The organism is Streptomyces sp. NPDC051218, assembly GCF_044455475.1.
Lineage (GTDB): Bacteria > Actinomycetota > Actinomycetes > Streptomycetales > Streptomycetaceae > Streptomyces.
This window is the reverse complement of sequence record NZ_JBITEU010000009.1, coordinates 191,093-208,455: the sequence shown is the minus strand read 5'-3', so window position 1 is coordinate 208,455 and position 17,363 is coordinate 191,093. Positions and strand designations below refer to the sequence as shown.

The following is a 17,363-nucleotide window of genomic DNA, read 5'->3' as shown; positions in this document are numbered from 1 at the left end:
GCCCGGCACCCCGAAGTGGGGTGCCGGGCCTCCGTTTCAGCTACGCGGCAGCGTCAGGCAGCGGGTCAGTGCGAGTGACCGTGACCGCCGTGACCGGCGTCACCCTCGTCCTCGGCCGGCTTCTCGACGACCAGGGTCTCGGTCGTGAGCAGCAGGGAGGCGATGGACGCGGCGTTCTCCAGCGCGGAGCGCGTCACCTTGACCGGGTCGATGACGCCGGCCTTGACCAGGTCGCCGTACTCGCCGGTCGCGGCGTTGAAGCCGAAGCCCTTGTCGAGCTCGGCGACCTTCGAGGTGATGACGTAACCCTCGAGGCCGGCGTTCTCGGCGATCCAGCGCAGCGGCTCGACGGCGGCGCGGCGGACGACGGCGACGCCAGTGGCCTCGTCGCCCTCCTTGCCGAGGTTGCCCTCGAGGACCTTGACGGCGTGCACCAGAGCGGAGCCACCACCGGAGACGATGCCCTCCTCGACCGCGGCGCGGGTCGCGGAGATGGCGTCCTCCAGACGGTGCTTCTTCTCCTTGAGCTCCACCTCGGTGGCGGCGCCGACCTTGATGACGCACACGCCGCCGGCCAGCTTCGCGAGGCGCTCCTGGAGCTTCTCGCGGTCCCAGTCGGAGTCCGTGGCCTCGATCTCGGCCTTGATCTGGTTGACGCGGCCCTGCACCTCGGAGGCGTCGCCGCCACCGTCGACGACCGTGGTGTCGTCCTTGGTGACGGTCACGCGGCGCGCGGTGCCGAGCACGTCGAGGCCGACCTGGTCGAGCTTGAGGCCGACCTCTTCGGCGATGACGGTGCCGCCGGTGAGGGTGGCGAGGTCACCGAGCATGGCCTTGCGGCGGTCACCGAAGCCGGGGGCCTTCACCGCGACGGCGTTGAAGGTGCCGCGGATCTTGTTCACGACCAGGGTCGACAGGGCCTCGCCCTCGACGTCCTCGGCGATGATCAGGAGCGGCTTCGAGGCGTTGGTCTGGATGACCTTCTCGAGCAGCGGCAGCAGGTCCTGGATGGACGAGATCTTGCCCTGGTGGATCAGGATGTACGGGTCGTCGAGGACGGCCTCCATACGCTCCTGGTCGGACACCATGTACGGGGACAGGTAGCCCTTGTCGAAGGCCATGCCCTCGGTGAAGTCCAGCTCCAGACCGAAGGTGTTGGACTCCTCGACGGTGATGACACCGTCCTTGCCGACCTTGTCCATCGCCTCGGCGATGAGCTCGCCGACCTGCGGGTCCTGGGCGGACAGACCGGCGACGGCCGCGATGTCGGCCTTGTCGTCGATCGGGCGCGCGGTCGAGAGCAGCTCGTCGGACACGGCCTTGACGGCGGCGTCGATGCCCTTCTTCAGGGCGGCCGGGGAGGCGCCGGCGGCGACGTTGCGCAGGCCTTCCTTGACCAGGGCCTGGGCGAGCACGGTCGCGGTGGTGGTGCCGTCACCCGCGATGTCGTTGGTCTTGGTCGCCACCTCCTTGACGAGCTGGGCGCCGAGGTTCTCGTACGGGTCCTCGACCTCGACCTCACGGGCGATGGTGACGCCGTCGTTGGTGATGGTCGGGGCGCCGAACTTCTTGTCGATGACGACGTTGCGGCCGCGGGGGCCGATCGTCACCTTGACCGTGTCGGCAAGCTTGTTGACGCCGCGCTCGAGGGCGCGACGGGCGTCCTCGTCGAACTTCAGGATCTTCGCCATGGGAGCGGTTCAGCCCTCTCGAAAATTCGGGTTTAACGAACTACGCCCCTCGCCGCCCGGCAATCAGCGGGGTGACCAGGGGCGCAGCTCACAAGCAATACTGGTGAAGCGGGTGAATTACTTCTCGACGATCGCGAGCACGTCGCGAGCCGAGAGGACGAGGTACTCGTCGCCGTTGTACTTCACCTCGGTGCCGCCGTACTTGCTGTACAGCACGACATCGCCGACCTTCACGTCGAGCGGCAGGCGCTCGCCGTTCTCGAAGCGGCCCGGGCCCACGGCGAGGACAGCACCCTCCTGGGGCTTCTCCTTCGCGGTGTCCGGAATGACCAGGCCAGAGGCCGTGGTCTGCTCGGCGTCGAGCGGCTGGACCACAATGCGGTCCTCGAGCGGCTTGATGGCAACCTTGGAGCTGGCGGTCGTCACGATCCGGTCTCCCCCTTCGGAGATCTACGGGGTTAACAGTCTGGGGTGGCGACCAGGTGGATCCGTCGTCGCGGGTGCCGGACCTGCCCGTCGCTGGTTGGCACTCTCCAGTGGTGAGTGCCAAGGCCGAGACTAGGACGACGATTAGCACTCGGTCAAGCGGACTGCTAATTCGCTGACGCGGGTCTTATCCCGGAGGCGACGCCGAACGGCCCCCGCGCCCCTCGGGACAACGCTTCCCCGCGGTGGGCGGTTCCGTCTCCGTGGCCGTGCTCCGCCCCGAATCCGTGGCCGTGTACCCCTTCTCCGTAGCCGTGCGCCGCCCCGCCTCCGTCCTCAACTGCCGCCCCGTTTCCGGCGCCCCCGCAGGTGGAGCGCAGCTGGGCGACACCCCGGGCTTCTTCGGCGGGACCTTCTCCGCCGCCTTCCGCCCCAGCCTCTCGATCGGGTCGACCGACTGCGCGCACCCCGTGAGCAGCGCGGGCGCGAGCACGCCTGCCGCGAGCGCGCCGACGAGGAACCGCCGCGCCCGCGCCCGCCCGGTCACAGGTAGTCCTCCAGCCTGGCCACCGCGTACCCCTTGTCGGTGACCGTCTTCATGACCTTGCGGATCATGTCGGGCATCGTGCCCTTCCAGTCCTCGCGCCCCCGGAAGTGCGTGAGGATGATGTCGCCGGGGTGCAGGTCCCGGTCCCACTCGCGCCAGTCCATGCGGTCGGGGAACGCCTCGGACGCCCACAGCGGGACGGCCTTGATGCCGCAGGACTTGGCGGCGCGCAGCGAGTCCGCGTTGTAGTTGCCGTACGGCGGCCGGAAGAGCTCGGGGCGTTTGCCGTACCGCTTGTGGATGACGTCCTGCATGCCGCAGATCTCGCGCCGCTGCTGCTTGTACGAGAGTCCCGGCAGGTAGGGGTGGTTCAGGGTGTGGTTGTTGAGCACGACCCCGCGCGACTGCATCTTCTTGAAGTAGCCGTAGTCCTCCTTGACCAGGTAGTCGCTGAGGAACGCGGTGTACGGGATCTGCAGTTCGCTCATCATCTTGAGCAGCGCAGGGTCCTTCTCGGCGCCGTCGTCGATGGTCAGGAAGACGACCTTCTTCTTGGTCGGGATGGTCGTGAAGACCGGCGGCAGACTCGCCTGCCCCTTCACCTCGAACCCCTTGCGGGTGGTGATCGTCGGCTTCTTGGCCGGGGCGAGCGGCGCGGCCAGCGGGGGCTTCGCCAGGCCCCAGCGCTTCGCGGCCGCGGCGCGGGCGACCTGGGTGACGCGGAGTTTGTGGGCGTAGGAGTCGAGGGCGCGGGCGGGCGGTGCGTCCAGGCGCTGCTGACCGGGGGCGGGGTTCGCTCCGCCGTCGTCGCCCGAGGCGCAGCCGGAGACGATGGCGGCGGCGGTCAGCACGGCGGCCCCGGCCCGCACTCGGCCCCTGATCCGGCCCTGCGCCCGGACCCGCCCCCGGCCCTTCCGTCTCGCCCTAAATTTGTCGTTTTGTCGTACTAGTTGCATGGCGCCGAAGCTTTGCAGCTCACAGCCCCGCTGCCCGGCCGACACCGCCGCCGGACGCACACCATCCACCGACTGGCCCACAATGGGGCGGGTGAACGACCTCGACCGTGATCCGACTGCCCCGACCGCCCTGACCTCCTTCTCCGCGCTGCTCACCCCCGAAGGCCGGGCCCTGCTCGATCTCGACGAGGTGCGGGAGGCCGACCCGGCCCGGGAGCTGGCCGTCGCGACCCGCCTGCGCCGCGAGCACCCGGCGGAACTGGTCACGGCGGTGCTCGCGCAGGCGCGGCTGCGGCGGCGTGCGGTGGCGAAGTTCGGGACCGAGGACGCGGGCCGGATGTTCTTCACCCCGAACGGCGTCGAACAGGCGACCCGTACGAGCGTGGCCGTGCATCGCGCCGAGAGCTTCAAGGCACTCGGCGTCCGCACCCTGGCCGACCTCTGCTGCGGCATCGGCGGCGACGCGATCGCCCTCGCGCGCGCCGGTATCGCCGTCCTCGCCGTCGACCGCGACCCGCTGACCTGCGCGGTGGCGCGTGCGAACGCGGAGGCGCTCGGGCTCGCGGATCTCATCGAGGTGCGCGAGGCCGATGTCACCGAGGTCGACACGTCCGCGTACGACGCGGTCTTCGTCGACCCGGCGCGGCGGGGCGGGCGGGGCCGCATCTTCGACCCCGAGGCCTACTCCCCGCCCCTCTCCTGGGCGATCGAGGCCGCCCGCAAGGCTCCGCGCGCGGCGCTGAAGATCGCCCCTGGGATTCCGCACGAGGCAGTTCCCGCCGACGCCGCGGCCGAGTGGATCTCGGACGCCGGGGACGTGAAGGAGGCGGTGCTGTGGTTCGGCACGGACACCCCCTCCTCGCACCGCGCGACGCTGCTGCCCTCGGGGGCGTCGCTGTGGTCCTCGCTCGACGCGATGCTGCCGGACCCGCCGGTGCGGGCGATCGGGTGCTATCTGTACGAGCCGGACGGCGCCGTCATCCGTGCGCATCTGGTGGCGGAGGTGGCCGCGCGGGTGGAGGGCGGCCTGATCGACGAGACCATCGCGTACGTCACCTCCGACTCCCTGCACTCGACGCCGTACGCGGCGGCTTACGAGATCACCGACCAACTCCCCTTCGGAGTGAAGAAGTTGAAGGCGGTGCTGCGGGAGCGGGAGATCGGAACCCTGACGGTGAAGAAGCGAGGCTCAGCGGTGGAACCGGAGGAACTACGCCGCAAGGTGAAACCACAGGGCAAGAACGCGGCGACGGTGTTCCTGACGCGGGCGGCGGGGGCGCCGACGATGCTGATCGGGCAGCCGGTGACGGAATCCTGAGACGGGAGTGCCGCCCCCGCTGATCACCGGCTCCGCCGAGCTCGTCCTCAAACGCCGGACGGGCTGATTCGTCCGGCATTCTCCCCGCCTCTCACCCATGCGTCGAACGGGAGACCCCCGGATCGACGCCGTCGTCCAGATTCTGTGAAGAATCCTGCTGGGCGTACGTCTGCGCAGGTCGCGGCCGTGTGGGGGCGCGATGCAGCACCGCCGTGGCGGCGGCCGCCGCCGCGAGGAGCGCCGCGGCGACGCCGAACGCGGTCGCGTACCCGTCCGCGAGCGCCCCCGGCCCCCGGCCGCCCCCGGTGACGCCCGACGCCACCGTCACCAGGACCGCGAGCCCCAGCGAACCGCCCAGCTGCCGGGAGCTGTTGAGCAGCCCCGATGCCATGCCGGTCTCCTCGGCGGCGACACCGGACGTCGCCGCCGTGCCCAGCGGCACGAAGCACATGCCGATGCCGACGCTCGCCACGAGCGAGGGCCCCACGACGGATCCCAGGAACGTCCCGGCGGGGCCGACCGCGAGGGCGAACCACACGAACCCGGCCGCACCGAGAAGCCCGCCGGTCACCAGAAGCGCCCGCTCCCCGAACCGCCCCACCTTCCGCGCCGAGATCGCCGACCCGGCGACGATGCCCGCGCAGAACGGCAGGAACGCCGCCCCGGCCCGCGTCGGCCCGTACGACATGACCTCCTGGAGGTAGAGCGAGGTGAAGTAGAAGGCGGCGAACTGGCCCGATGACATCAGCAGCGCGAACGCGTTCGCGGAGAGCACGGGACGGTTCCTGAGCAGGCCGGGCCGGAGCAACGGCTCGCGGCGGCGGGACTCGACGGCGGCGAACGCGCCGAGCAGCGCGGCGGCAGCGGCGAGCGTGCCCAGCGTCGTGCCGGAGCCCCACGCGTACGTCTCCGTGCGGACGAGGCCGAGGACGAGCACCGTCATGCCGGCCGTGACGAGCAGCGCCCCCACCACGTCCAGGCGCGGCGCGGGCCCGGTGCGCCGGTCGGCGGGCACGCCGTGCCGGGAGAGGAGGAGCGCGGCGAGCACCACGGGGACGTTGATCAGCATCACCGAGCGCCAGCCCGCCACGTCCGTCAGCAGCCCGCCCGCCATGACCCCGACCGCGCCGCCCAGCGCGCCCGCGGCGCCCCAGAGGCCGAGCGCCCGTGAACGCGCGGGCCCGGCGGCGTAGTTGACGGTGATCAGCGCGAGCGCCACGGGTGCGAGGGCCGCCGCGCCCGCCCCCTGCACGGCCCGCGCCGCGACGAGCTGCCCCGGGGTCTGGGCCAGGCCGCCCACCAGGCTCGCGAGCCCGAAGACCGCGAACCCGGCGGTCAGCGTGCGCCGCCGACCCACCACATCGGCGAGGCGTCCGCCCAGCATGAGGAGGCCGCCGAAGGCGAGGGCGTAGGCGTTGACGACCCAGAGCAGCGATTCCGCCCCGAAGCCGAGGTCGTCGCCGATGTCGGGCAGTGCGATGTTCACGACGGACATGTCGAGAGAGACCAGGAACTGCACGGTGAGCAGCACAGGCAGCAGCCAACGCGCCCCCGAGGACTTCGAGTCAGCGGTATTCACCATGCTCACGCACATTACTATACGCGTATAGAAAATACAGGGGTGTGCGTCGGCCACTCGGGACGGGCGCGACAATGAGCCGCGTGGAAGCAGAGAAGCCAGCGCCAGGAGCAGCGAAGCCGGGAGAGAGGCCCGGCGAGAAGCCGGGAGAGGAACCGGGCGAGGAACCGGGCGAGGAACCGGGCGGGAAGCCGGGCGGGAAGCAGAAGCGGGGGCGCCCCAGCCGCATCGACCTCGACACGATCGTCGGCATCGCGCGCCGCATCCTCCAGGAGGAGGGCGTGGCCGCCCTGAGCATGCGCCGGGTCGCCAAGGAGGTCGGCACGACCCCGATGGCGCTCTACCACCACGTACGCGACAAGGACGAGCTCCTGATGCTCACCCTGTCCGGCACGGCCGACTCGGTCCCGCGTCCCGCACTCCCCGACGACCCGCGCGACCGGCTGCTCGCGGTGTCCCTGCACATGCACGGCACGCTGGCCCGGATGCCGTGGGTGGTCGAGGTGCTCGGCCTCGGCGACCTCACCGACAAGGGCGCCCTGTGGATGGTCGAGGAAATCATCGACACGTGCGTCGCCTGCGGCCTGACCCCGCCCCAGGCCGTCGCCGCCTACCGCACCATCTGGTACTGCGTCTACGGCGACCTGGTCTTCCGCAGGGCGACGGACCGCCGCGCCGATGAGCCGGACCGCAGGCTTCACTTCCCCGGCATGCTCGACGACGCGGACGCAGAGGAGCTGCCCCGGCTGACCGCGCTCGCCGGCCGCTGGCTGGAACTGACGACGGCGTACGACGTGGCCACGCAGCTGGGAGCGGTCATCGACGGGCTTCTGGGGCAGGCTCGGCGCCCCTGAACCGCTCCCCCGGCGGCGGAGGGCGTCAGCCCAGGCCCACCGACTCGAAGCGCCACCTGTGCACCGGGCGCGACACCAACTCCGGTGCGGGCTCCGGGAGTTCGGGCAGGTCGGCGTAGTACGCCGTGTCCCACCAGGTCAGGACGAGCACCCGGTCCTGCGGAGCGCGGAAGCTCTCCCGCCGGACCGGCTCACCGTCCAGGACCTGCGCCCGCGCCCACGCGAGCAGCTCATCGCCACGCCCGTCGGCGGCGCGGGCCTCCCACATCAGCGCGACGGTCACGAGTACAGGTTCTCCTTGCTGACCTCGTGCACGTGATCGTGATCGTGGCCGTGGTCGTGGTCGTGCGCGTGCGTGTGGCCCGGCACGTGCGGCTCCGTCACCGGCAGCGAGGAGTCCGCCGACAGGTCCCAGTCGGACGCCGAGCGGTTCCTGGCCACCATCTCGGCGCCCAGGGCGGCCACCATCGCGCCGTTGTCCGTGCACAGCTTCGGCCGCGGCACCCGCAGCCGGATCCCGGCCGCCTCGCACCGCTCCTGGGCAAGCGCGCGCAGCCGCGTGTTGGCGGCCACGCCACCGCCGATCATCAGGTGGTCCACGCCCTCGTCCTTGCAGGCCCGCACGGCCTTGCGGGTCAGCACGTCGACCACCGCCTCCTGGAAGGACGCCGCCACGTCACGGACGGGAACGTCCTCGCCCGCGGCCCGCTTGGCCTCGATCCAGCGCGCCACCGACGTCTTCAGACCGGAGAAGGAGAAGTCGTACGCCGCGTCGCGCGGCCCGGTGAGACCGCGCGGGAAGGCGATCGCCTTCGGGTCGCCCTCCTTCGCGTACCGGTCGATGACGGGGCCGCCGGGGAAGCCGAGGTCGAGCACCCGTGCGATCTTGTCGAAGGCCTCGCCCGCCGCGTCGTCGATCGTCGCGCCCAAAGGCCGGACGTCCGAGGTGATGTCGGTGGACAGCAGCAGCGAGGAGTGGCCGCCGGAGACGAGCAGCGCCATCGTCGGCTCGGGCAGCGTGCCGTGCTCCAGCTGGTCGACGCAGATGTGCGACGCCAGGTGGTTGACGCCGTAGAGCGGCTTGCCGAGCGCGTACGCGTACGCCTTGGCCGCCGATACGCCCACGAGCAGCGCGCCCGCGAGACCGGGCCCGGCCGTCACCGCGATGCCGTCGAGATCGGAGGCGGCGACCCCCGCCTCCTTCAGGGCGCGGTCGATGGTCGGCACCATCGCCTCCAGGTGCGCGCGCGAGGCGACCTCGGGCACGACGCCGCCGAAACGCGCGTGCTCGTCGACGCTGGATGCGATGGCGTCGGCGAGCAGGGTGGTGCCGCGGACGATGCCGACGCCGGTCTCGTCGCAGGAGGTCTCGATGCCGAGAACGAGAGGTTGGTCGCGCGAGTCAGCCATGGATGTCGGTTCCTTGTACGGAAGTTGATGGATCGGTCAGACGCATGACGAGGGCGTCCACATTGCCCGGCTGGTAGTAGCCGCGCCTGAAGCCGATGGGCTCGAAGCCGAAGCGCTCGTACAGCTTCTGCGCCCGCGTGTTGTCGACCCGCACCTCGAGCATCACCTCGGCGCACTCGAAGGCGGTCGCCGCGTTCAGCAGATCGGTCAGGAGCCGGGAGCCGAGCCCCGTGCCCCAGTGGCTCGGGGCCACCGCGATGGTCTGTACGTCGGCCTGGTCGCCGCCGGAGGCGAGCCCGGCGTAACCGACGAGACGCCCGTCGTCCATGGCCACCACATAGCGGCGGGTGGCCAGCGGCCCGCGCGCGTGGGAGAGCTCGGACCAGAACATGCCGCGCGACCAGGCGTCGTCCGGGAAGAGTTCCTTCTCCAGGACGAAGACGGGCTCGATGTCCCACCAGCGCATCTCGCGCAGGACGACTGTCGTCACGGATGTCACTTGGGGGTGACCACCTTGTAGTTCTTGGGCACCTGCGCGTCGGGGCGGCGCAGATACAGCGGCCTGGGGGCCGCCAGCTCCTCGCCCGCGGCGAGCTTCTCCGCGGCGAGGGAGGCGAGCGAGGCCGCCGAGACGTTCTCGGGGGCGCGGGCGTCCGGGAAGGTCTCGGGGTACAGCAGCGCGCCGGCGCCAACGGCGGGCAGGCCCGCCACCTCGTCCGCGATGTCCGCGGGCCGGTCGACGGCGGGGCCGGTGAGGCGGGTGCGCGGGTCCGCGTAACGCGCCCAGTAGACCTCCTTGCGGCGCGCGTCCGTGGCGACGACGAAGGGGCCGCCCTCGATGCCCGCCTCGTACGCGAGGCCGTCGAGCGTGCACACGCCGTGCACCGGCACGCCGAGCGCGAGGCCGAAGGTGTCGGCGGTCATCAGGCCGACACGCAGGCCGGTGTACGGGCCGGGGCCCACGCCGACGACGACGGCGGTCACGGCGTCGAGTCTGAGCCCGGCGTCGGCGAGCACCCGGTCGACGGCGGGAAGCAGCAACTCGCCGTGGCGGCGGGCGTCCACCTGGCTGGAGGCTGCGACGACGGACGAGCCGTCGTGCAGCGCGACGGTGACGGCGGGGGTGGCGGTATCCAGAGCGAGCAAGAGCACGCGAATAGCCTACGGCTCCGACGCCCGGCGCACGGCCGACCGAAGATGCCGCACACCTGCTGCTAACGTCACCCCGTAGCCGTACGGAGTACGAAGAGGGTGGCGCAGGTGTCCAGGAGCAGCTCGGGATTCGTGGCCGGCCTCACGGCTGCCGCACTCGCCGGAGTCGGCTTCCTCGCTTACCAGGCCTCGGCCAGCGCGCCGGACACCCTGGGCAAGAAGCCGGACTCGTCGCCTTCCTCGGCGGCCCCGCGCTCCCCCAAGGAAAAGGCCGACCCGACGGTCGTCCCTGCCCAGTCCGGCGCGGGCGAGCGGGTCGTCTACTCGGTGGGCGAGGACCGCGTGTGGCTCGTCGGTGGCTCCGGCAAGGCGCAGCACACCTTCAAGGTCACACCGAGCACGGTGGACCCGGTCCCCGGCACGTACGCCGTCACCTCACGCTCGGGCACCGTCACCGGAACGGACGGTGTGGCGATCGAGCACGTCGTGCGTTTCGCGAGCGTGGAGGGCATCGCGATCGGCTTCAGCGCGGCGGTGGACGGCTCGACGCCGAAGCCCGACCCGTCGAAGAAGACCGGCGGCATCCGCGAGTCCCGCAAGGACGGCAACGCGATGTGGGAGTTCGCGACGATCAGCAAGAAGGTCGTCGTCGTTCCGTAGGCGCTTCGCCCCGGGGCGCCGGATCACGCGGCGGTGTGGAGACGGCGGTCGCGGCGGCGCAGGACGCCAGCAGCTCGCTCATGGAGATCCCCGATGGCCTCGGCAGCCCGTGCGGCCGGGGCTGTGCGTCACGTTCAGAAGCCGACATGGATGCCTCCTGGGCTCCGGGGGCAGACGTGGTTAGGTAGACCTAACCAGTACTGGCATCCATGTCACCACGCGCGACGCACGCCGCGCAACATCTTCCCGACGCCCTGTCGGAAAGTTAGGGCGAAAAGACGAGGATCAGGCCGAGAGCAGCGTGAGGTCGGCTCGCGCCCATCGCGTCCCGACCCCGGTCAGCGTCACTTCCCGCACTTCGTCGGTGGTGTCGCCGACGGCGCGGTCGATCACGACACGCAGCCGGTCGTCGGAGAGCTCCTCGACCTTGCCGTCGCCCCACTCCACGACGATCACCGATTCGGGCAGCGAGACGTCGAGGTCGAGGTCCTCCATCTCGTCGAGGCCGCCGCCCAGGCGGTACGCGTCCACGTGCACCAGGGGCGGGCCGTCGGAGAGTGACGGATGGACGCGGGCGATGACGAAGGTCGGCGACGTGACGGCGCCGCGCACGCCGAGGCCCTCACCGAGGCCGCGGGTCAGCGTCGTCTTGCCGGCGCCGAGCTCGCCGGTGAGCATCACGAGGTCACCGGGGCGGAGCAGCTTGGCCAGGCGGCGGCCCAGGTCGCCCATCTGCTCCGGGGAGGTGACGGTGATGCCGAGGGTGTTCACGGGGGCCGGGTCGTTCACGGGGGCCGGGTTGTGCGGTGCTTCCATGCCCACCCACGTTAGCCGCTGGAGGTCCGTGCGTCGGCCGCCGTGGGCAGAGCTCCCGTACGGGCGAGAAGGTCCGCGAGGCGGTCCGTGACGACCTCGGGGTGTTCCAGCATGACCAGGTGCCCGGCGTCGGGTACGAGCACGAGTTCGGCGTCCGGGAGCAGATCGGCGATGGCCTCGCTGTGCTCGCTGGGCGTCACCAGGTCCTTGTCCCCCGCGAGGACGAGCACCGGAAGTCCGGCGAAGTGCCCGAGCGCCTCCGTCTTGTCGTGCTCGGCGAACGCCGGATAGAACTCCGCGACCACGTCGATGGGCGTCGACTCGATCATCCGCTCGGCGAACCGCGAGATCGCCGGGTCCACGTCCCGCGACGAGAACGAGTAGCGCTTGATGATCCCGGCGAAGAGATCCGCGGTGGCCCGCCGCCCCTTCTCCACGAGCTCGGCCTGCGACCCGAGGGCTTTGAGGACCCCCGGGAGCACGCGTCGCACGGCGTTCATCCCGGCGACGGGGAGACCGAAATTGACCTGACCGAGCCGCCCGGACGACGTACCGACGAGAGCGACTCCGACGACGCGCTCGCGGATCAGCTCCGGGTAGTGATCGGCGAGAGCCATCGTCGTCATGCCGCCCATGGAGTGCCCGACGAGGACCAGCGGCCCCTCGGGAGCCGCCGCGTCGATGACGGCCTTCAGGTCCCGCCCCAACTGATCGATGGAGACCGGCGCCTGCGCCGCACCCCGCCCCGAACGCCCGTGGCTGCGCTGGTCCCAGTACACACAGCGCACGACGCCGCGCAGCGCCGCCCGCTGGAAGTGCCAGGAGTCCTGGCTCAGGCAGTAGCCATGGCTGAAGACGACGGTGACCGGAGCCGGGGTCTTGCGTCCGAAGAGCCTGCGGCGGCGCGGCGCCCGCGCGCTGTCCTCCTCGCCCTTGTCGATCTCGTCGACCTCGTACGAGAGTTCGGTGCCGTCATCGGCGTACGCCACGCCGGGCATGCCGCGCAGCGAGCCGTACGGCCCCGACGCGTCGAGTGCGAGCCGCGCCTTCTTGCGCATCCCGCGGCCCACGGTCAGCCGTTCGATGGCGACACCGGCCGCGGCGCCCGCGGCGACGACACCTATCGCGGCACCGGCGAAGCCGGCCCTGCGCCAGTTGCCTGCCGCCGCCGCGACTTCCGTCACCACCGCGTCCGCGGCCGCCCCCGTGCTGGTCTCGCTCACGTGCCGCTCCTCCTCAGACGCCGTCCGCTTCTCGCCGCTCGTTCACATGGACGCGCGGGACGCGCGTTCCGATGCGGGTGACGATCTCGTACGCGATCGTGCCCGCCGCCTGTGCCCAGTCCTCGGCGGTCGGCTCGCCCCGGTCTCCCGGACCGAACAGGACGGCCTCCGAGCCCACCGCCGGCTCGTCACCGCCGAGGTCGACCACGAACTGGTCCATGGCGATGCGCCCCGCTACCGTCCGCAGCTTCCCGCCGACGAGCACGGGTCCCGTGCCGGACGCGTGACGCGGGACTCCGTCCCCGTACCCGACCGGGACGAGTCCAAGAGTCGTTTCGCCGGGAGTGACGTAGTGATGCCCGTAACTCACGCCGTGACCCGCCGGGGCGTGCTTCACGAGGGCGAGCGAGGCGCTGAGCCGCATGACGGGCCGCAGCCCGAACTCCTCCGACGTGCCGACCTCGGGGCTCGGTGAGATGCCGTACATCGCGATCCCGGGACGTACGAGGTCGAAGTGGGTCTCCGGAAGCGTCAGCGTGCCGGGCGAGTTGGCGATGTGCCGCACCTCGGGCCGGATGCCGCGGCCCTCGGCTTCCGCGACCATCTCGCGGAACAGGGCGAGTTGGGCCGCGATGGACGGATGGCCCGGCTCGTCGGCGCACGCGAAGTGCGACCAGAGGCCCGTGACGCGGACCAGGCCCTCGGCCTCGGCCTGCAGCGCCTGCGAGACGAGTTCGGGCCAGTCGGCGGGCATGCAGCCGCCCCGCCCGAGCCCGGTGTCGGCCTTCAACTGAACCCGTGCGGTACGCCCCACCGCTCGGGCGGCGGCGGACACTTCACGCAACGCCCAGAGTCCGCTGACCGACATGTCGAGGTCGGCCTCGACGCCCTCGCGCCAGGGCCCGCCCGGGGTCCACAGCCAGCACATGATGCGCCCCTCGATCCCGGCGGCGCGCAGCGCGAGGGCCTCTTCGGGGGTCGCGGTGCCCACCCAGGTGGCTCCCGCCTCGACGGCGGCGCGGGCGCAGGGCACCATCCCGTGGCCGTACGCGTCCGCCTTCACGACGGCCATGAAGGCGGCTCCGGGGGCGTGTGCGCGCAGAGTCCGCACGTTGGCCCGGAGGGCGGCCAGGTCGATCTCGGCGCGGGCACGCAAAGGTGCGGTCTCAGTCATAACGCCGACCAGTGTCTCAGAGCCCCACCTCCACCAACCCCCCAGCCACGGGGCTGCGCCTGCCCCCCCCCCCACAGCAACCTCCACCCCGAACAAGCCTTCCCCACCCACCCGCCCGATTCCCCGCAGCGACCTCCGCCCCGAACAAGCTCTCCCACCCACCCACCCGAATGCCCCGCGGTCGCGGGCTGGAAAGGGGGGTGGGTGGGTTAGGGGCGGACCGATCGGCGGGGTGGGCCAGCGCCACGCACCCGCAGTCGGCAGCGCTCGGAAGGGGACGTGCCGGTATGTCTGCCCGGAGCACGGCTCCCGAAGACCCCGGGAGCCGAAGCAATCCCGCGGCCACCGGACGATAGCGAGGACGGACATACCGGCGCGGCCCCGCACCCACAGACGGCCCGGAACCGCACCCGCACCCAGCACCGCACCCAAAGCGCCCGCCCACAGCCACACGCACCCCCAGCCAGCACCGCACCGCACCCAAGGTCCCCGGCCCCCCGGCCCCCCTACCCCCAGCCAAGCCGGACGCTAGTCCCCCCGTACATCCCGCCAAGCCCCAGCAATCGCCTCCGCCACGTCATGCGCCCCCACCGGCGCCCCATCCGCCGCACGGCGCCCCGCGAGGCCATGCAGATACGCGCCCACCGCGCCCGCGTCCCCCGCATCGAGACCCGCCGCGAGCAACGCCCCCGCGAGGCCCGAGAGGACGTCCCCGCTGCCCGCGGTGGCCAGCCAGGGCGTGCCCGTGGGGTTGACCCGCACCGCACCGCCACCGGGGCCGGCGACCAGCGTCGTCGACCCCTTGAGCAGCACCGTCGCCCCGTACCGCCCAGCCAGCTCCCGCACAGCGTCCAGGCGCCCCCGCTCCACCTCCTCCCGCGAGACACCCAGCAGCGCCGCCGCCTCCCCCGCGTGCGGAGTGAGCAACGTAGGCGCGGACCGCCCCCGCACGGCCGAGGCGTCGGCAAGGCGCAGCCCGTCCGCGTCGATCAGCACGGGCACATCGGCGTCGACCACCTCCGCGAGCCGCTCGGCATCGTCCCCGAGGCCGGGACCGACCACCCACGCCTGCACCCGCCCCGCCTTCGACGGCGGCCCCGCGGACACGAGGGTCTCCGGGAAGCGCGCGATGACGGCATCCGCCGCGTGCCCCACGTACCGCACGGCCCCCGCGCCACCCCGCAGCGCCCCGGCGACGGAGAGCACGGCCGCTCCGGGGTACCGGGCCGACCCGGCGACGATCCCCACCACGCCCCTCCGGTACTTGTCGCTCTCCCCGGTCGGCATCGGAAGCAGCGAGGCCACATCGGCGAACTGAAGAGCCTCGACCTCTCCACCACCCCCGGCCTCACCCATCTCCAACCCGATGTCCACGAGCCGCACCACACCCGCGTACTCCCGCCCCGGATCGATCAACAGCCCCGGCTTGTACGCCCCGAAGGTCACCGTCACATCGGCCCGCACCGCCTCGCCGTCCACGACACCGCTGTCCGCGTCGACACCACTCGGCAGGTCCACGGCGACCACGGGGGTACCCAAAACCCGGACTGCGCCCACCAGTTCCGGGGCCGGACCCCGCAGCCCACCCTTCCCCCCGATGCCCACGATCCCGTCCACGACAAGATCGGCCCTGCGGAGAAGCCCCCGAGCAACCCCGTCCGCGCCCTCGCGCGCAGCGACCCGCCCCCCGGCCGCGCGAAAGGCGGCAAGCCCACCCCCATGCACCCGTTCGGGCGAAAGCAGCACCGCGGTCACACCGGCCCCACGCCGGGCGAGCCGCGCCCCGGCGTACAGCGCGTCGCCGCCGTTGTCCCCGCTGCCCACGAGCAGCACGACCCGGGAGCCGTACACCTTGCCCAGCACCTCGGCGCAGACCACAGCGAGCCCGGCCGCCGCCCGCTGCATCAGGGCACCTTCCGGCACCCGCGCCATCAACTCCCGCTCAGCGGCCCTTACCGTCTCCACCGGATACGCAATACGCATACCCCCGAGTGTCACCCCGCGCCGCGAACACCGCCTACCCCCGCCACCACCCCGGCAGGGCCACCCCCACCCCCCGCCATCACCCCGCAGGACCCATCCCCACCTACCCCTCAGCAATCACCACAGCGGAAGCCACCCCCGCGTCATGGCTCAGCGAGACATGCCACGACCGCACCCCCAGCTCCGCCGCCCGCGCAGCCACCGTCCCCTTCACGCGGAGCCGTGGCTGGCCGGTGTCCTCGACGTAGACCTCCGCGTCCGTCCACCGCAGCCCCGCCGGCGCGCCCAGCGCCTTGGCCAGCGCCTCCTTCGCCGCGAATCGTGCCGCCAGTGAGGCGATCCCGCGTCGCTCCCCGCTCGGCAGGAGCAGCTCCCGCTCGACGAACAACCGCCCGGCCATCCCGGACGTACGTTCCATCGCCGCCTCGAACCGATCGATCTCGGCCACGTCGATTCCGACCCCAATAATCACGAGCAGCAGCCTACGAGGCGGGGCACCGTAACCGGCCGAGCCCCGCAGGGGTGACGCACCCCACCCCCCGGCCCGTTCAAACAGCCGTAACAATGGACTGTGATCTCTTCGGTCTCCGTACCCCCGACGACCGCGCGGAGCGCCCACCGGCACAGGCCGGAGGCGACTCCGTACGTCGACCTCACCCGCACCGAGTGGAGCGCCCTGCGCGACAAGACGCCGCTCCCGCTGACCGCCGAGGAGCTGGAACAGCTGCGCGGCCTGGGTGACGTCATCGACCTGGACGAAGTGCGGGACATCTACCTGCCGCTCTCCCGGCTGCTCAACCTCTACGTGGGCGCCACGGACGGCCTGCGCGGCGCCCTCAACACCTTCCTCGGCGAGAAGGGCTCCCAGTCGGGCACACCCTTCGTCATAGGAGTCGCCGGCTCGGTGGCCGTCGGCAAGTCGACCGTCGCCCGCCTCCTCCAGGCGCTGCTCTCCCGCTGGCCCGAGCACCCGCGGGTGGAGCGCGTGACGACCGACGGTTTCCTGCTGCCCACCAGGGAGCTGGAGGCCCGCGGTCTGATGTCCAGGAAGGGCTTCCCGGAGTCGTACGACAGAAGGGCCCTGACCCGCTTCGTGGCGGACATCAAGGCGGGCAAGGACGAGGTGACGGCGCCCGTCTACTCCCACCTGATCTACGACATCGTGCCGGACCAGCGCCTCACGGTCCGCCGCCCCGACATCCTCATCGTCGAGGGCATCAACGTCCTGCAGCCCGCACTCCCCGGCAAGGACGGCCGCACCCGCGTGGGCCTCGCCGACTATTTCGACTTCAGCGTGTACGTGGACGCCCGCGCGGAGGACATCGAGCGCTGGTATCTGAACCGCTTCAAGAAGCTGCGCGCCACGGCGTTCCAGGACCCGTCCTCGTACTTCCGCAAGTACACCCAGGTCTCGGAGGAAGAGGCCCTGGACTACGCCCGCACGACCTGGCGCACCATCAACAAGCCCAACCTCCTGGAGAACGTGGCCCCCACCCGCGGCCGCGCCGCCCTGGTCATCCGCAAGGGCGCCGACCACAAGGTGCAGCGCCTGAGGCTGCGCAAGCTGTGACCCT

General features: G+C 71.8%; 16 protein-coding genes and 1 pseudogene. 4 read left to right on the top strand and 13 right to left on the bottom strand.

The genetic code is table 11. The features are described 5' to 3' along the window. Nucleotides 1-65: 65 nt before the first annotated feature. The 3 genes from groL to ACIBCK_RS26765 all read right to left on the bottom strand — a co-directional run bounded on the left by groL (nucleotide 66) and on the right by ACIBCK_RS26765 (nucleotide 3,620). Complete coding sequence (groL, locus tag ACIBCK_RS26775) at nucleotides 66-1,691, bottom strand: chaperonin GroEL (RefSeq protein WP_399394230.1); 1,626 nt, start codon at nucleotides 1,689-1,691, stop codon at nucleotides 66-68. Nucleotides 1,692-1,808: 117 nt separating this feature from the next. Beyond that, nucleotides 1,809-2,117, bottom strand: a complete 309-nt coding sequence (gene groES, locus ACIBCK_RS26770; protein WP_006347174.1) for a co-chaperone GroES — start codon at nucleotides 2,115-2,117, stop codon at nucleotides 1,809-1,811. A gap of 543 nt (nucleotides 2,118-2,660) precedes the next feature. Continuing rightward, nucleotides 2,661-3,620, bottom strand: a complete 960-nt coding sequence (locus tag ACIBCK_RS26765; RefSeq protein WP_399394615.1) for a polysaccharide deacetylase family protein — start codon at nucleotides 3,618-3,620, stop codon at nucleotides 2,661-2,663. Between the two features lie 82 nt (nucleotides 3,621-3,702). Here ACIBCK_RS26765 and ACIBCK_RS26760 point away from each other — a divergent pair, with 82 nt between their 5' ends. Then, nucleotides 3,703-4,938 carry a methyltransferase domain-containing protein gene (locus ACIBCK_RS26760; RefSeq protein ID WP_399394228.1) on the top strand — a complete coding sequence of 412 codons (1,236 nt, stop codon included), beginning with the start codon at nucleotides 3,703-3,705 and terminating at the stop codon, nucleotides 4,936-4,938. A gap of 91 nt (nucleotides 4,939-5,029) precedes the next feature. Here the strand turns inward: ACIBCK_RS26760 and ACIBCK_RS26755 are convergent, their stop codons facing one another. Then, nucleotides 5,030-6,520 carry an MFS transporter gene (locus ACIBCK_RS26755; protein ID WP_399394613.1) on the bottom strand — a complete coding sequence of 497 codons (1,491 nt, stop codon included), beginning with the start codon at nucleotides 6,518-6,520 and terminating at the stop codon, nucleotides 5,030-5,032. Between the two features lie 80 nt (nucleotides 6,521-6,600). Here ACIBCK_RS26755 and ACIBCK_RS26750 point away from each other — a divergent pair, with 80 nt between their 5' ends. Further along, complete coding sequence (locus ACIBCK_RS26750; protein WP_399394227.1) at nucleotides 6,601-7,371, top strand: TetR/AcrR family transcriptional regulator; 771 nt, start codon at nucleotides 6,601-6,603, stop codon at nucleotides 7,369-7,371. A 25-nt stretch (nucleotides 7,372-7,396) separates the two neighbouring features. On the opposite strand, the gene ACIBCK_RS26745 is transcribed toward ACIBCK_RS26750, so the two are convergent. From ACIBCK_RS26745 to tsaB, 4 genes are read right to left on the bottom strand one after another with little or no spacing between them, the layout of a single operon-like run. Beyond that, nucleotides 7,397-7,654 (bottom strand): hypothetical protein, encoded by a 258-nt coding sequence (locus ACIBCK_RS26745; protein WP_399394226.1) that lies wholly within the window; start codon nucleotides 7,652-7,654, stop codon nucleotides 7,397-7,399. Further along, nucleotides 7,651-8,781 (bottom strand): tRNA (adenosine(37)-N6)-threonylcarbamoyltransferase complex transferase subunit TsaD, encoded by a 1,131-nt coding sequence (gene tsaD / locus ACIBCK_RS26740; protein ID WP_399394225.1) that lies wholly within the window; start codon nucleotides 8,779-8,781, stop codon nucleotides 7,651-7,653. Before tsaD ends, ACIBCK_RS26745 begins: the two co-directional genes overlap by 4 nt. Then, nucleotides 8,774-9,247, bottom strand: a complete 474-nt coding sequence (gene rimI, locus ACIBCK_RS26735; protein WP_367049173.1) for a ribosomal protein S18-alanine N-acetyltransferase — start codon at nucleotides 9,245-9,247, stop codon at nucleotides 8,774-8,776. Before rimI ends, tsaD begins: the two co-directional genes overlap by 8 nt. 29 nt (nucleotides 9,248-9,276) lie before the next feature. Beyond that, on the bottom strand, nucleotides 9,277-9,933 hold the full coding sequence (gene tsaB / locus ACIBCK_RS26730) for a tRNA (adenosine(37)-N6)-threonylcarbamoyltransferase complex dimerization subunit type 1 TsaB (protein WP_399394223.1): 657 nt from the start codon (nucleotides 9,931-9,933) through the stop codon (nucleotides 9,277-9,279). A 108-nt stretch (nucleotides 9,934-10,041) separates the two neighbouring features. On the opposite strand from tsaB, the gene ACIBCK_RS26725 reads away from it, so the two are divergent. Beyond that, nucleotides 10,042-10,593 carry a hypothetical protein gene (locus ACIBCK_RS26725; protein WP_399394222.1) on the top strand — a complete coding sequence of 184 codons (552 nt, stop codon included), beginning with the start codon at nucleotides 10,042-10,044 and terminating at the stop codon, nucleotides 10,591-10,593. Between the two features lie 285 nt (nucleotides 10,594-10,878). Here the strand turns inward: ACIBCK_RS26725 and tsaE are convergent, their stop codons facing one another. From tsaE to ACIBCK_RS26700, 5 genes and pseudogenes are all read right to left on the bottom strand, one after another. Continuing rightward, nucleotides 10,879-11,409, bottom strand: a complete 531-nt coding sequence (gene tsaE / locus ACIBCK_RS26720; protein ID WP_399394220.1) for a tRNA (adenosine(37)-N6)-threonylcarbamoyltransferase complex ATPase subunit type 1 TsaE — start codon at nucleotides 11,407-11,409, stop codon at nucleotides 10,879-10,881. After that, a pseudogene (locus ACIBCK_RS26715) lies at nucleotides 11,387-12,632 on the bottom strand (alpha/beta fold hydrolase); the annotation flags it as partial. The pseudogene ACIBCK_RS26715 and the gene tsaE, both read right to left, overlap by 23 nt. Before the next feature lie 13 nt (nucleotides 12,633-12,645). Beyond that, nucleotides 12,646-13,806 carry an alanine racemase gene (gene alr / locus ACIBCK_RS26710; protein WP_399394218.1) on the bottom strand — a complete coding sequence of 387 codons (1,161 nt, stop codon included), beginning with the start codon at nucleotides 13,804-13,806 and terminating at the stop codon, nucleotides 12,646-12,648. Nucleotides 13,807-14,334: 528 nt separating this feature from the next. Then, nucleotides 14,335-15,789, bottom strand: coding sequence for an NAD(P)H-hydrate dehydratase (locus ACIBCK_RS26705; RefSeq protein WP_399394216.1), 1,455 nt, complete (start codon nucleotides 15,787-15,789; stop codon nucleotides 14,335-14,337). Between the two features lie 103 nt (nucleotides 15,790-15,892). Then, on the bottom strand, nucleotides 15,893-16,261 hold the full coding sequence (locus ACIBCK_RS26700) for a holo-ACP synthase (protein ID WP_399394215.1): 369 nt from the start codon (nucleotides 16,259-16,261) through the stop codon (nucleotides 15,893-15,895). Between the two features lie 99 nt (nucleotides 16,262-16,360). Here ACIBCK_RS26700 and coaA point away from each other — a divergent pair, with 99 nt between their 5' ends. After that, a complete protein-coding gene (coaA, locus tag ACIBCK_RS26695; RefSeq protein ID WP_367044329.1) occupies nucleotides 16,361-17,359 on the top strand; it encodes a type I pantothenate kinase in 999 nt (332 codons plus the stop codon). The last annotated feature ends 4 nt before the right edge of the window (nucleotides 17,360-17,363 follow it).